Annotated in this window: 12 protein-coding genes; 6 read left to right on the forward strand and 6 right to left on the reverse strand. The window is 70.9% G+C overall.

The window, feature by feature from the left end:
- The first annotated feature begins 398 nt into the window (after positions 1-398).
- Entirely contained in the window at positions 399-641 is a 243-nt protein-coding gene (locus tag K8625_RS33065; RefSeq protein WP_141333144.1) for a hypothetical protein, read from the forward strand.
- Positions 642-721: 80 nt separating this feature from the next.
- On the opposite strand, the gene K8625_RS33070 is transcribed toward K8625_RS33065, so the two are convergent.
- Positions 722-976, reverse strand: a complete 255-nt coding sequence (locus tag K8625_RS33070; protein WP_223750591.1) for a hypothetical protein — start codon at positions 974-976, stop codon at positions 722-724.
- A gap of 220 nt (positions 977-1,196) precedes the next feature.
- On the reverse strand, positions 1,197-2,708 hold the full coding sequence (locus K8625_RS33075; RefSeq protein ID WP_223750590.1) for a hypothetical protein: 1,512 nt from the start codon (positions 2,706-2,708) through the stop codon (positions 1,197-1,199).
- 120 nt (positions 2,709-2,828) lie between these two features.
- Between K8625_RS33075 and K8625_RS33080 the strand changes: the two genes are divergently transcribed.
- Complete coding sequence (locus tag K8625_RS33080; protein WP_223784953.1) at positions 2,829-3,626, forward strand: TatD family hydrolase; 798 nt, start codon at positions 2,829-2,831, stop codon at positions 3,624-3,626.
- A gap of 28 nt (positions 3,627-3,654) precedes the next feature.
- A complete protein-coding gene (locus K8625_RS33085) occupies positions 3,655-4,548 on the forward strand; it encodes a ThiF family adenylyltransferase (RefSeq protein WP_223784954.1) in 894 nt (297 codons plus the stop codon).
- Positions 4,549-4,552: 4 nt separating this feature from the next.
- Here K8625_RS33085 and K8625_RS33090 read toward each other — a convergent pair whose 3' ends face one another.
- The gene (locus K8625_RS33090; protein ID WP_223750587.1) at positions 4,553-5,539 is read right to left on the reverse strand and encodes a PD-(D/E)XK nuclease family protein; all 987 of its coding nucleotides are present in this window, start codon (positions 5,537-5,539) and stop codon (positions 4,553-4,555) included.
- A 142-nt stretch (positions 5,540-5,681) separates the two neighbouring features.
- Here K8625_RS33090 and K8625_RS33095 point away from each other — a divergent pair, with 142 nt between their 5' ends.
- The 3 genes from K8625_RS33095 (at position 5,682) to K8625_RS33105 (ending at position 8,598) form a co-directional block, all read left to right on the forward strand.
- Positions 5,682-6,473, forward strand: coding sequence for an SDR family oxidoreductase (locus tag K8625_RS33095; RefSeq protein WP_223784955.1), 792 nt, complete (start codon positions 5,682-5,684; stop codon positions 6,471-6,473).
- A gap of 575 nt (positions 6,474-7,048) precedes the next feature.
- Positions 7,049-8,224, forward strand: coding sequence for an A/G-specific adenine glycosylase (mutY, locus tag K8625_RS33100; RefSeq protein WP_223784956.1), 1,176 nt, complete (start codon positions 7,049-7,051; stop codon positions 8,222-8,224).
- A gap of 155 nt (positions 8,225-8,379) precedes the next feature.
- On the forward strand, positions 8,380-8,598 hold the full coding sequence (locus K8625_RS33105; RefSeq protein WP_141331348.1) for a DUF2934 domain-containing protein: 219 nt from the start codon (positions 8,380-8,382) through the stop codon (positions 8,596-8,598).
- 39 nt (positions 8,599-8,637) lie between these two features.
- Here K8625_RS33105 and K8625_RS33110 read toward each other — a convergent pair whose 3' ends face one another.
- The 3 genes from K8625_RS33110 to K8625_RS33120 all read right to left on the reverse strand — a co-directional run bounded on the left by K8625_RS33110 (position 8,638) and on the right by K8625_RS33120 (position 14,230).
- A complete protein-coding gene (locus K8625_RS33110; protein ID WP_223750583.1) occupies positions 8,638-9,729 on the reverse strand; it encodes a hypothetical protein in 1,092 nt (363 codons plus the stop codon).
- A gap of 92 nt (positions 9,730-9,821) precedes the next feature.
- Positions 9,822-13,337, reverse strand: coding sequence for a methionine synthase (metH, locus tag K8625_RS33115; protein ID WP_223784957.1), 3,516 nt, complete (start codon positions 13,335-13,337; stop codon positions 9,822-9,824).
- On the reverse strand, positions 13,334-14,230 hold the full coding sequence (locus K8625_RS33120; RefSeq protein ID WP_223784958.1) for a metalloregulator ArsR/SmtB family transcription factor: 897 nt from the start codon (positions 14,228-14,230) through the stop codon (positions 13,334-13,336). The genes metH and K8625_RS33120 overlap by 4 nt, the downstream gene beginning before the upstream one ends.
- Between the last annotated feature and the right edge of the window lie 44 nt (positions 14,231-14,274).

Consider the following 14,274-nt stretch of genomic DNA (forward strand, 5'->3'; position numbering starts at 1 on the left):
TATACCGCACCGAACACTCCGCCCACGAGGGCGCGACGCCCATGTCAGCCCGCACCCCCAACTGCCAATTTTTGGACCAAATCGGCGGGGCACCAGCGACACCCGGGTCATTCAAGACCGAGCGCACTCGCAGTGTTCGCGGCTTGTAGTGAACTCTCGACTCTTGAACGAAACGTCGAGATTGCGGGGCTGGATGAACGAATCAACTCGACAGAACGAGGAACCCTTCCGGGGTTGCGGTGCTCTGCGTGAGGTGGTGAACCAGGAACCCCGCTCCGTGACAGGGAAAACCCTTAGTACGCGTTACCCGTCAGGTGAGCGTCCGGCTGGCACCTCGTCTGCATATGTCAGACCCCAGGTGTACTCACCCGCGCAGCAACGCGAGGTGGGAGGAGCACATGGCCAAGACGACGACACGCAAGAGCGTCACGGTGCGCCGACAAGGGCGACGGGTGATGCCAGCACTGCGGCGGACGGCTCAGCGGGCCCGGGTGGCCGCCGAGAAGGCCCACCTCACCGTGGGGGAGGTCATCGCCGCCGCCTTCGACACGGCGGGCGGTGAGCTCGGTGAGGCGCTGGCGGTGATGACGTCACCGCAGATGACGCGGGCCCTGGGGCGCCGCATCGTCGTGGTGGGCTGAAACCCTCCGCTTTTTTCAGCGTAGGAACGACCGGTGGCCCGCACCGTGGCTCTGGAGCCTCGGCCACCCGGGCCCCGGGTTCACTCCCCGGCCAGGAGCACGCCGGTGGTGTAGTGCCGCTGGGTGGGCTCACCCGCCAGCGCGCGAGCGAAGTCCTCGGCATTGTTGGGGTGCACCAGGAAGGTGCCCGCGCGCGTCTGGAGGCGCACAGGCGCCATGTCCGGGTGCGGGTCCGCGGACACGGTTCCGCCGCCGCCCACGTCCACCGGCGGGCTCGGGAGCGTCGCGCACCCGGCGAACAGCAGGACTCCCAACATCACGTGAAGCATCTTCATCCGCGTCCTCCGGGACAGAGGCCACCAGGCCCGTCAGCCGGGCCCCTCTATTCCGGCGGCCCCCGGACAGGCAAGGCCCGATGCGTCGCGCGCGGAGGACGGCAGGCCGGGAGCGTGGACATGTCCAGCGCAACGCCCGGGCGGCCCCACCGGTCGTCGCGTTCACCCAGGCGAGGAGCGCTCAGCCACTCCCCGCCCGGGAGTCACGACCCCTGGAGGTTCAGCGAGGCTGCCAGCGGGGACGGTGGTCGTCGCTGTCGCCCGTCTGCAGCGTGAAGCCCGCCTTCGGGTGGATGATGGCCGCGCCCTCCTGCGCGCCCGTCACCGGGTCGATGCGCTGCACGTGCAGCTGCCCCGCCTTGATGAACGCGACGAAGCGGCCATCCGGCGAGAACGACGGCAGCGTGCCGTCATCCACGAGCCGCACCTCGGTGCCCGTGGCGGAGCCGTCCTGCGGGTTGATGGCGCGCAGGAAGATGACGTTGCCCGAGCGGTCCTGGCACGGCGACACCGCGCCGCCGCACAGCACCGCGCCGCCCGACGTGGGCCGGTAGTAGTACGCGCGCACATACGCGGCCCAGGTGCCATCCGGCGCCCAGATGGGGCTTGCGATGAAGGAGTCCACGGTGCCGTCGGTGGACGCCTCCGTGGACACGTCCGCGACCAGCTGGGGCGCGCCGCCGCCCGTCACGTCGATGTTGTAGAGCCGGACCAGCGGCGTGGGCGTGGTGTCCCCTTCGAAGGTCACCAGCTCGTTGTTCGGGTTGGCCAGGAACAGCAGCTGGTCGTTCACGCGGTTGTAGTGCGCCTGCTCCGCCGTCACCCCGGCGTTGGCCAGCGGCGTCGGCGCGGTGCCCCCACCGCTCGAGGTGAACAGGCCCTCGCCGTTCACGTTGAAGACGAACGTCGTCCCGTCACGCGACCAGTCCGGGAACGCGCCCGTCGTCGTCGCCTGCACCACGCCCCCGGCGCCGCCCGGCGTCACCGCCGAGATGCCGGAGCGCTGGCTGCCGTTCTGCCGCACCCACGCGATGGCGGTGCCCGGCTCCCACTCCATCGAGCGGAAGGCCTCCGTGTTGCCCGTGCCGCCATCGGCGACCACCACGCCCTGGCCCTCGACGAGGGGGACCTCGCGCACGGTGAGCTCACCGGCGCTCTTCTCCGTCGCGGTGTCCACCGCGCCCTGCGCGAACGAGAGGTGCGTACCGCCCGGGCCCCACCGCGGATAGCGGCTGTCCGTGCCCGCCGCGCTCAGCGACGTCATGCCCGGCGTGTCGTAGCGCATCACCAGCGCCGCGGAGACTCCGGCATCGTCCCGCCCCGTCACCGCGACATGCATCGCCTGGCAGGTGAGCGGAGCGCCCTCGCAGCGAAGGCCCGGACCGCAGTCCCCGGACGCCGTGCAGGCATCCCCCTTCGCGCCGGTGCCCTGGCCACCACCGTCGGGCGTGCCCGCGTCGTCATCCGTGCCCGCGTCGGGCATCCCCGCGTCCGGCACTCCCGCATCGGGGACACCCGCGTCGTCGTCCCCACCACCGGCGTCCGGCTCGGGGGTGGGCGTCTGGATGGGGCGCTGCTCGCACTCGTTGTCGCCGGTGCAGACCCACTCCTGGCCCTCGGCGGGCTGCCCCTTGTCACTGCGACAGTCGAACTGGTCCACACATTCGTCACCACACCCCGTCGACAGAACCCACAGCGCGCAGCACAGCGCGCCGACGATTCGCTTGTCCATTCAGCCCCTCCAAGTGAGTGAAGGGCGTATAGCCTCGCTCCAAAGGGACGGAATGGTTCGCGAGGGCGGGTTGCAGTGAGCATGTTCCTGAATGAACGGCGATTCACTCCGGCGTGATGAATGATCGACACCCACTGCCATCTCGATGCGACGCGATTCGATGAGGACAGGACGCTCGTGCTGGAGCGCGCCTGGGCCGCGGGGCTGCAAGGCATCCTCGTTCCCGGCGTCGGTCCCCACGACTGGGAGCCCCTGCTGGAGCTGTCCCGCGCGGAGCCGCGCCTCCAGGTGGGCCTGGGCATCCATCCCCAGCTCTTGCCGGACATGACGCCCGAGGAGGACGACGCGGCGCTGGAGCTGCTCGACGCGCTCTTGTCCAAGGGCGGCGCCATCGCCGTGGGCGAGTGTGGACTCGACGGTCCATCCCTGCCCGGCGCGCCGCTCGAGCGGCAGCTGTCCGTGCTGCGGCGGCACCTGGCGCTCGCGCGCAAGCACCAGCTGCCGGTGTTGATGCACTGCCACCGGCTCCACCCGGCCCTCATCGAGCTGTTCAAGCAGGAGGCGCTGCCCCAGGCGGGCGTGCTCATGCACAGCTACAGCGGCGGCGTGGAGCTGGCGCGCTTCTATCTCCAGAAGGGCTGCCACTTCTCCTTCGCCGGCCCGGTGACGTGGGCCGAGGCGCGCAAGCCCCTGGACGCGCTGCGCGCCATCCCGCTGGACCGGCTGATGGCGGAGACGGACGCGCCGGACCAGGCCCCCACCCCTCACCGGGGCGGCCGCTCCGAGCCGGCCTACCTGCCCCACATCCTGGAGGGGATGGCCCGCGTGCGGGGAGAGCCCCTGGACGAGGTCGCCCAGCGGACGACCGAGAATGCCCGGCGCCTGTTCCGGGAAGGTTTTCCCCCCGCTTCGCGGTAGGCGAGCGGTCGCGTTATAGAGGACCCCCATGAACCCGCAGCCCCCACCGCCCGCCCCTCCCCAGCCCGAGACTCCGCCCGCCACGACGGCCACGCCGAACGCGGCGACAGGCTCGCTCGCCCGGCCGTTCAAGCTGTCGCGCCGCTTCGACCGCACCGGGCGCCTGCTGGGGGACAACGCCATGGAGCGGCTCGCCAACGCGCGCGTGGTGGTGTTCGGCCTGGGCGGCGTGGGCAGCTACGCGGCCGAGGGCCTGGTGCGCAGCGGCATCGGCCACCTGACGCTGGTGGACCACGACGACGTCTGCGTCACCAACACCAACCGCCAGCTCCACGCGACGGTGAAGGGCGTGGGCAAGTCGAAGGCGGAGCTGATGGCGCAGCGCTGCCGCGAAATCAACCCGGAGGCCCGGGTGGAGGCGGTGCGCGAGTTCTACCGCGAAGAGGTCGCCGAGCAGATGCTGCCCGCCGGCAAGTACGACTTCGTGGTGGACGCCATCGACAACGTGAAGGCGAAGCTGCACCTGCTGCACCGGTGCGTGTCGCTGGGCATCCCCGTGGTCAGCTCCATGGGCGCCGCCGCGCGCCTGGACCCGACGGCCATCCGCGTGGAGGACCTGTCCGAGACGCACATGGACCCGTTCGCCAAGGACATCCGCAAGCTGCTCAAGCGCAAGTACGGCGTGGAGACCGAGCGGCACACGGGCATCACCGCCGTGTACTCCATCGAGGCGCGCCGCATGCCGGTGGCCCTCAACTACGACGACGCGACGGACGGGTTCCTGTGTGTCTGCCCGCAGGACAACGAGTTCCACACGTGTGACCACCGCACGCAGATCGACGGCAGCGTGTCCTTCGTCACCTCGTGCTTCGGGATGAACGCCGCCGGCGTCGTGGTGCGAAGGCTCGCCTCCACGCGCTGACGGCTCAGGCCACCTGCTGGGGCTGCGACGCTCGCGCCTGCTGCTCGGCGAGCGCCTCGGCCTCTCGGCCACAGGGCCTGCGGAACACGCAGCGCGTGCAGGGCGTCAGCGTCTCCGACCGGGGGAACGCGTCCGCGTCCAGCGGCGTGTTCGTGACAGGGTCCTTCAGCAGCGCGCGCATCTTCGCCACGCTCGTCTCGAAGTGCCGGTGGAAGGACTCCATGGCGCCCAGGTCCACCTGGACGTCCTGCTCCTTGCCCTCGTTGAGGTACACGAGCGACGCGCGCACCTTCTCCACCGGGAAGCGGTAGCGCTGGGACACGTACAGCGCGTAGCCGAGCACCTGCTCGTCGTAGCCGTCGCGAGACTTGCCCGTCTTCCAGTCCACGACGACGGGCGCGCCGTCCTGGTCCACGAAGGCGAAGTCGGGGATGGCGAAGACCTTGAGGCCGCCGAGCGTGAAGTGGGCGAAGTCGAAGCCCGCGTCCACCTCCAGCCACTGCTCGGGCTTGAGGCTCTTGGCGAGCAGCGGCCAGCGCGAGTTGAAGAACCACGCGAGCGCCACGCGCACCGTCTCCCAGTTCTGCTTCCAGGCCTCGTCGGGGAGCGCCTCGGCGTACTCGTGCTCCACGAGTCCGGTGAACTGCTTGCGGTACTTCTGCGTCCAGTACGCCTTGCCGCGCGAGTGGCGGTAGTCGTCCTGCATCAGCTTGCGCGCGCGGGCCTCCACGACGGCGGGGTCCACCACGCGGCCGGCGCGCCAGTCCAGCAGCACGTCCTTGATGCTCTCGTGCACGACGCTGCCCGCCCAACTGAAGCGGTTGGCCAGCTTCTTGAGCACGTACAGCTCCCGCACGTCCTTCGGCGCGTCCGGCTCCCAGCCGCCCCAGGAGCGGTAGTAGTAGAAGTAGTAGGAGCGCAGGCACTCGGAGAACTTCTCGTGGCGGCTCTTGGACCAGGAGAAGTCGTTGTGGAGGGGTGGGCGCCGCATCGAGGCGGCGCATCCTAGGCGTTCGCTCGCTCCGCCAGAAGGGGAACAGGCAGGGAAACGAGCCCTGGGGGTGGGTTGAATGACAGTCCGGGTGGGGAACCCTGGGAGTATGGTCCGCGCCACCATGAAGAGCCGACCCCTGATGGAGCGAGTCGTCCTGATCACAGGCGCTTCCAGCGGCATCGGCCGCGCGGCGGCCCGGGCCTACGCGGAGGCGGGCGCCCACGTGGTGCTCGCCGCCCGGCGGCTGGAGCGGCTGGAGGACGCGGCCCGTGAAGCGGAATCACTGGGGGTCCGGGCACTGGCGGTGCGGTGCGACGTGACTCGTGGCGAGGACGTGGAGCGGCTCATGGCCCAGGTCCGCGCGGACTTCGGTGGGCTGGACGTGCTGGTGAACAACGCGGGCCAGGGGTTGTACGGGCCGCTGGAGGCCATCAGCGAGGAGCAGCTGCGGCAGGTGTTCGAGCTGAACGTGTTCGCGCTGTGGAGGGTGACGCGGGCGGCGCTGCCGCTGCTGCGCGGGCGGCGCGGGGCGCACGTGGTGAACGTCAGCTCGGTGCTGGGGCATCGGGGGCTGCCGCTGCTCGGCGGGTATTGCGCGTCGAAGGCGGCGGTGAACGCGATGACGGAGTCCTTGCGCACGGAGCTGGCCTCGGAGGGCATCGGCGTGCGGCTGGTGTCACCGGGCCTCACCGAGAGCGAGTTCCGGGACCACCGGCTGAACGCCCAGGGCTGGGCGCAGGACGCGATTCCGCTGAAGGCCATGTCCTCCGAGGAGGTGGCGCGGGCCATGGTGAAGGCGAGCGTGCGCGGACGACGCGACACCATCCTCACCCTCCCCGGCCGCGCCATGGTACTGGCGAACCGGCTCGCGCCCGGCTTGTTCGACCGGGTCGCCCACCGCATGGCCAACCCGGTGAAGAAGGACGCATGAGCCCCCGCAGTCGCCCCGCGAAGCCCGCTGTCTCGTCGGACACGCCGCCTGTCTCTCGCGAACAAAACGCCAAGACATCCTCAGGCAAGAAGCCGGAGACTGGCGACGTGCCCCGACCTCGCCGCGGACGTCCGCCGAGCGGCAAGGCCGAGCCCCTGCCCTCGCGCGTTGAGCAGACGCTCGCGGACGCGAAGGCACGCAAGGCGTCCACCGGCTCGCTGTTCGATTCCTCCGGGTCACGCGCAGACGTGGGGATGGTTGCGGAGAGCGCCTCGCCGCGCGGTGATGTGGCAAACACCCCCTCGACGCCAGCGAAGGCGCGTCGAGGACGCCCGCCTCGCACCGTGGGAATGGACACGGAGGGCGCCTCGCCGCGCGAGGACCTGGCAAGCCCCTCCTCGACACTACTGGAGGCGCGTCGAGGACGCCCGCCTCGCACCGTAGGAATGGACACGGAGGGCGCCTCGCCGCGCGACGACGCGGCAAGCACATCTGCGCCTCCTCCGCGGGCCCGTCGAGGACGCCCACCTCTCACCCTGGGGATGGTTGCGGAGAGCGCCTCGCCGCGCGAGGACGTGGCAAGCACACCCTCGACGCCACCGGAGGCGCGACGCGGCCGTCCTCCTCGCACCGCGGCCACATCGACCCGCGTCCCGACAGCGACACCGGGTGCCGCGCAGCTGGCCAGCATCCGCGCGCCGCTGCTCGCATGGTACGACCGCAACAAGCGCGACCTGCCGTGGCGCCGCACCAAGGACCCGTACGCCATCTGGCTGAGCGAGGTCATGCTCCAGCAGACGCAGGTCTCCACCGTCATCCCCTACTGGGAGCGGTTCCTGAAGCGCTTCCCCACCGCGCTCGCGCTCGCCTCCGCTCCACTCGATGACGTGCTCGCCGGCTGGAAGGGCCTGGGCTACTACACGCGCGCTCGCAACCTGCACCGCGCAGCGCAGGACATCGTCTCACGCTTCGGTGGCACCCTGCCCTCCACCGCGGAGCAGTTGCTCTCGCTGCCCGGCTTCGGCCGCTACACCGCGGGCGCCGTGGCCTCCATCGCCTTCGGTGAAGAAGCCCCCCTCGTCGACGGCAACGTCGCCCGCGTGCTCTCCCGGCTCTTCGAGGTCGAGGGCCTGCCCGGAGACCGCGAGCGCGAGGCCACCCTGTGGGAGCTCGCGGGCCTGCTCGTGAAGGGCGAGCGCCCCGGCGACTTCAACCAGTCCCTCATGGAGCACGGCGCCACCACGTGCCGCCCGGAGAACCCGCTCTGCCTGCTGTGCCCCGTGCGCGAGGGCTGTGTCGCCTTCAAGAAGGGCCGCGTCGCCGAGCTGCCTCCCGCCAAGGTGCGCGCCGCGCCGAAGAAGCTGACCCTGGCCCTGGCCGTGTGGGCCCACGCGGACACGCTGCTGTTCGCGCGCCGCGCGGACTCGGGCCTCTTCGGAGGGCTGTGGGAGCTCCCCGCCGCCGAGGTCGACGATTACGCCACCGTGGAGGAGACCACGCTGCGCCTCACCGCCGCGCTCGGCACGGGCGTGAAGCTGGAGTCCCTCCTGGGCACGGTGAAGCGGCAGCTCACCCACCGCGACCTCACGCTGCGCCTGTACCGCGTGTCCGGCCCCAAGCGCCCCACCCACTCCGCCGCCTTCCAGGAGCTGCGCTGGTGCACACCCGCCGAGGCCGCGACGCTCGGCATGAGCACCGCGATGCAGCGCGCCCTGGACACCGTGGTGGGCACGCAAGCGGAGGGCCGCTGACTGCTCCGGTCGCCGCCCGGCTCGCCCGCGGCTGTCCTCCCGACGACACGCCCCGGGACGTCGTGTTGCTTCGACAACCCCCGCCAGGTCGGGTCGCTTTCGCGCGTCACGCACGCGACTCAAGCTTCGCGCGCCCTTTCACCGGAGGCGTCCCGATGGCTCGAAACAACGCTCCCAAGTCGACCCCGCACACGAAGCCCCAGCACGCGGAACACGCGCATGAGCCGCAGGGCGCTCACGCGCGCTCCGACATCTCCCACGAGCAGATTGCCCGGCGCGCCTACGAAATCTACATGGCCCGCGGAGGCAGGCCCGGCAACCACGAGCAGGACTGGCAACAAGCCGAGCGAGAGCTGAAGCTCGGCCGTCAGTAGCGGTCCGCCACCTGGGCCCGTGTCCACACCGGGCCCACGTCAGTGAGGCGGCGGCGAGTGCAGCACGGGGCGCTCGGCCTCGAGCGCGCCTCGCAACCTGCGCTGCGCCACCTTCAGCTCCGAGAGGATGCGCTCCGCGTCCTGCACCGAGCGCATCGCCAGGCCGCACGCCGGCGTCAGCAGCACCGTGGACACGGCCCGGGGGAACGAGAAGCCTCGCGGCAGCGCGGCCTTCAGCGAGGCCTCCACCGAGTCCGCCAGCTCCGTCACCTCGTACGTCGACGCGAGGTCCGTGGGGATGATGCCCAGGCTCAGCGTCGCGCCCGAGTGCAGGTAGCGCTCCAGCGCGTCCTTCTCCTCCAGCATCGCGTCGAGCGACAGCCGCACGTCCAACGACAACAGGTCCGCCTGCGCGTCCAGCAGCGCGCTCCAGTCCGTGTTGCCGCAGCAGTGCAGGCCCACCAGCGCGCCCTCCCGCTGGAGCGCGACAATCAGGAGCCGCAGCTCCTGCACCGCCAGCAGGTGCCGCGGATTGACGCGCTGGAACGCATACAGGCCCGGCTCGTCGAGGAAGAACAGGGGCGTGGTGCCCGCGCGCCGCAGCGCCTTCACCATGGCCAGGGAGCGCGCCAGCACCAGCCGGTAGATGGCCTGGTCCAGCCCCGGCACCTCCAGCGCGGACAGCCCCGAGTCCGTCCTCGCCACCGAGCGCACCGTGAAGGGCCCGGCGAGCTGCGCCTTCGCGAAGGCCAGCTTGCGGTGCTCCACCTCCCACAGGAACGGCCGCCACGCACGGCACGCCTCAGGGGAGGGCTCGTACGCCTCCAGCGCCCCGGCCGCGAGCGCGGACTCCAGCTTCGCCTCGAACTGGGCGCGCCCCGCCTCCCAGGCCTGGAGGTCCACCGTGCACAGGCCCTCGTCGTCGAAGCGCAGCCCGGGAAGCCCCTCCAGCGCCGCGGGAATCATCAGCTCGGAGGGCTTGCCCACCGGCAGCTGCGGCAGGAAGGGGATGTCCATCGACAAGGCGACCTGGAGCCCCAGCTCCACCTGCGTGTGGGGCAGGCTCCCGATGCCCGTGGTGGCACAGGCGGGCAGCAACTGGACGGCTCGACGGATGTTCGGCGCGCTCATAGGCGCGGGAGTCTAACCGCTCCCCTTCCCCACGGCGCGCTTCGGTGGCCCCGGGCGGGTCCCCAGAGCCCCCGGGGGCCCGTGCGTCCGAATCAGGACACCGAGAAGTACGAGGCCTGGGGATGGTGGAAGACGATGGCGGAGACCGAGGCCTCGGGCTCCATCATGCAGCCGTCGGTGAGCTGCACCCCAATCTCCTCCGGCCGCAGCGCCTCGAAGAGCTTCGACTGGTCCTCCAGCCGGGGGCACGCGGGGTAGCCGAACGAGTAGCGCTTGCCCGCGTACTCCGCCCGGAAGCGCTCCAGCATCGTCATGTCCGGCTTGTCCGGGGTGCCCCACATGCTGCGCAGCTGCGTGTGCAGGAGCTCCGCGTAGCCCTCCGCCGTCTCCAGCGCGAGCGCCTGCACCGCGTGCATCTTCAGGAACTCGCCCCTGGCCTTGAGGCCCTCGGACAGCTCGCGGATGCCCGAGCCCGCCGTCACCACGAACATGGCCACGTTGTCGGTGGGCACGCCGCGCTCCAGCGGCCGCAGGTAGTCGGCCAGGCACAGGCCCCCGTCGCGGTCCTGCCGGGGGAAGTCGAAGCTCGCCGCCTCGCGGCCCGTCGTCCCGTCGAACAGCACCACGCGGTTGCCGTCGCTGCCCGCCTTGAAGAACTGGAACACCGCGCGCGCCTGCATGAGGCCGCCGCGCAGCATGCCCTTGAGCTCCTCCACCGCCTCCTTCAGCGCCAGCGCCTTGCGCCCCTCCTCCGTCTTCGCCAGCTCCGCCTCGGCCGGAGTCCCCAGCGCGCGCGACGACGTGCGCAGGCCCAGGTGCCGTCCGTACAGCATCACCGGGTTGATGAACTTCCAGATGTGGTCCAGCGGCGTGTTCGTCAGCACGTGCCGCTCGAAGTCCGGCGCGGGCGGCACCGTCTCCAGCACCCGAATCTCCGCGCTGCGCCCGCGCGCCACCACCGCCTCCGCGCGGGGACGCTCCTTGACCTCCTGGGCCAGCTTCACGCGGCGCTCGGCCAGCTCCCCGCGAAGCCGCTCGTGCGACGTCGGGTCGACGATCTGCTTGGCCAGGTCCAGGCCGCTCATCGCGTCCTGCGCGTAGGCCACGGTGCCGCCGCCGTACGCCGGGGCGATGTTGCGGTCCACGAAGTTGCGGCTGAGCGCGGCGCCGCCCACCAGGATGGGCACCTCCACGCCCGCGCGCTTCAGGTCCTCCGCCGTGGCCACCATCTGGTGCGCGCTCTTCACGAGCAGGCCCGACAGCCCGAGGATGTCCGGCTGGTGCTCGCGCACCGCCTGCACCAGCTGCTCGGGCGGCACCTTGATGCCCAGGTTCACCACGTGGAAGCCGTTGTTGGCGAGGATGATCTCCACCAGGTTCTTGCCGATGTCGTGGACGTCGCCCTTCACCGTGGCCAGCACCACCTTGCCGCGCATGGCCGCCTTGGCGGAGCTCATGTGCGGCTCCAGGAAGCCCACCGCGGCCTTCATTGACTCGGCGCTCTGGAGCACCTCGGCGACGATGAGCTCGTTGGCGCCGAAGAGCCGCCCCACCTCGTCCATGCCCTTCATCAGCGGGCCGTTGATGATGTCCAGCGGCGCGTACTTCTTGAGCGCCTCCTCCAGGTCCGCGAAGAGGCCGTCGCGCGAGCCCTCGATGATGTAGCGCTGCAGCCGCTCCTCCAGCGGCAGCGTGCTCACCGCCACCTTGACGGCCTTGCGCTCACGGAAGTGCGCGGCGAACGGCGTGACGGGGTCCGGTCCCCGGTTGTAGAGCAGGTCCTCCGCCAGCGTGCGCTCCTCCTCGGGCAGCGACGCGTAGCGCTCCAGCTTCTCGGAGTTGACCAGCGCCATGTCCAGGCCCGCCTGGACGCAGTGGTACAGGAACACGGAGTTGAGCACCTCGCGGCCCGCGGTGGGCAGGCCGAAGGACACGTTGGAGATGCCCAGCACCGTGCGGCACTGCGGGAAGCGCTGCTTGATGAGGCGCACGCCCTCCACCGTCTCCACCCCGCTGCCCGTGTACTGCGCGTCGCCGGAGGCACACGGGAAGACGAGCGGGTCGAAGTAGAGGTCCTCGGCGCGCATGCCGTACTTCTTCGTGAGCAGCTCGAACGAGCGCTCCGCCACGGCGAGCTTCCGCTCGCGCGTCACGGCCATGCCCACCTCGTCGATGCAGCCCACCACCAGCGCCGCGCCGAAGCGCCGCGCCAGGGGCACCACCTTCTCGAAGCGCTCCTCCCCGTCCTCCAGGTTGACGGAGTTGATGATGGCCTTGCCCTGGCTGTACGTCAGCGCCATCTCCAGGACGCGCTCGTCCGTGGAGTCGATCATCAAGGGCACGCGCACCTTCTTGACGACCACCTCCAGGAACTGGCGCATGTCCTCCAGCTCGTCGCGGTCCGGGTTGGCCAGGCAGATGTCGATGACCTGCGCGCCGCGCTTCACCTGGGCGCGCGCAATCTCCGACGCGTCCTCCACCTGCCCCGCGACGATGAGCTCCTTGAACTTCTTGCTGCCGATGACGTTGGTGCGCTCACCGACGATGACCGGGCGCACGTCGTCCGTCACCTCCAGGTAGTCCACGCCCGACAGCGTCGAGCGGGGCTTGGGCACCTTCGTGCGCGGCTTGAGGCCCTTCACCGCCTGGGACACCGCGCGGATGTGCGCCTCCGTGGTGCCGCAACAGCCGCCCACCACGTTGAGCCAGCCCTGCTCACAGAAGCGCGTGAGCGAGCGGGCGATCATGTCCGGCGTCTCCAGGTAGTGGCCGTTCTCGTCCGGCAGGCCCGCGTTGGGCACGCACGACACCGGGAACGGGCTCAGCTCCGACAGGGAGCGCAGGTGGTCCGTCATGAAGTCCGGACCCGTGGCGCAGTTGAGCCCCAGGTAGAGCAGCTCCCAGTGCTCCAGCGACGCCGCCAGGCTCTCCACGCTCTGGCCCGCGAGCATGGTGCCCATGGGCTCAATCGTGCCCGACACCGCCACCGGCAGCGCGTAGCCCAGCTTCTGGAACGCCCGGTCGATGCCCAGGAGCGCCGCCTTGATGTTGCGCGTGTCCTGGCACGTCTCCACCAGCAGGTAGTCGGAGCCGCCCAGCGCGAGCCCCTCCGCCTGCACGGCGAAGTTGTCCACCAGCTCCTCGAAGGTGATGCCGCCGGTGACGCTGATGGCCTTGGTGGTGGGGCCCACCGAGCCGGCCACCCAGCGGATGCGGCCGTCCTTCGCCTCGGCGGCCTCGGCGGCCTCGCGGGCGAGCCGGGCGGAGGCCTGGTTGATCTCGAGCGCCTTGTGGCCCAGGCCGAACTCGTTGAGCACCAGCGGCGTGCCACCGAAGCTGTCCGTCTCCGTCACGTCCGCGCCCGCGGCGAAGTAGCGCGCGTGGATGTCGCGGATGAGCTCCGGCCGGGTGAGGACCAGGTTCTCGTTGCAGCCCTCGAACTCGGCGCCGCCGAAGTCCGCGGCCTTGAGGTCATGCTGTTGCAACAGCGTCCCCATGGCGCCATCCAGCACCAGCACGCGCTCACGCATGGCGGAGCGCAGGGCCTCCACGCGGCGGCCATGCTCTCCAGGAGGGGGAGGAAGGGCGGTGGGCGTCGGGCTCGTCATGATGGCTTCACTCCTGTCAGCAGAAAGACTCGAAAGGGGCTGGCACCGTCGCGGGCGTGCGACTCGCGGGTGAGCTGCGCGAACCCCTGCTCGCGCAAGCTGGCCTCGAGCTGTGACGGCTCGAAGCCCAGGTGGCGGTGGCCCAGCCGGTCCACCACCCAGCGTTCGTCATGCGGCATCAGCTCCAGCACCACCAGCCGGCCGCCCGGCTTGAGCAGGCGCGCGGCCTCGGCCAGCACCGCCGCCGGCTCCTCCACGTGGTGCAGGCTCTGTGAAATCACCACCAGGTCCAGCTGGCCCGAATTCAACGACAGCCGGTGCAGGTCTTCGCAGAGGAAGCTCACGTTGGTGAGGCCCTCGCCCGCCGCGCGCTCCCGCGCCTGCTCCAGCGCGACGGCGTTCTGGTCGATGGCCCACACGTGCCGGGCCCACCGGCCCAGCGCCACGCTCAACACGCCCGTCCCACAGCCGAAGTCCGCGACGTCCAGCGGCGGCAGGAGCGACGCCAGCGCGCCCGCCCACAGGAACCACGACTGGCCCGGCTCCAGGAGCCGCTCGTTGAGGGCCTGCCGGTCCGCGCGGGCGCGCAGCAGGTCCTTGAGCCGCGCCGAGTCCCCCGCCGCGTCCTCCGCCTCGCGCGCCAGCCGGATGAGCGGCCAGCGGGAGTCCTCACCGCCCAGCGCCAGCGAGTAGTAGCTGAAGCCCGCCTGCCGCTCCTCGCGGATGAGCCCCAGCCCCTTGAGCTTGCCCAGGTGATGGGACACCGAGGACTGCGCCACCCCCACCAGCGACACCAGCTCCGTCACGTTCAGCGGAGCCTCCGACACCAGTCGGAGGATGCGCAGCCGCGTCGGGTCGCCGAGCGCCCGGAAGGATTGGGACAGAGCTTCCATATCGCCGCATCAACATACGTCGATGCCGGACTGGAGGCCAGCGG

It is taken from the genome of Myxococcus sp. AS-1-15 (assembly GCF_020037055.1).
Lineage (GTDB): Bacteria > Myxococcota > Myxococcia > Myxococcales > Myxococcaceae > Myxococcus > Myxococcus fulvus.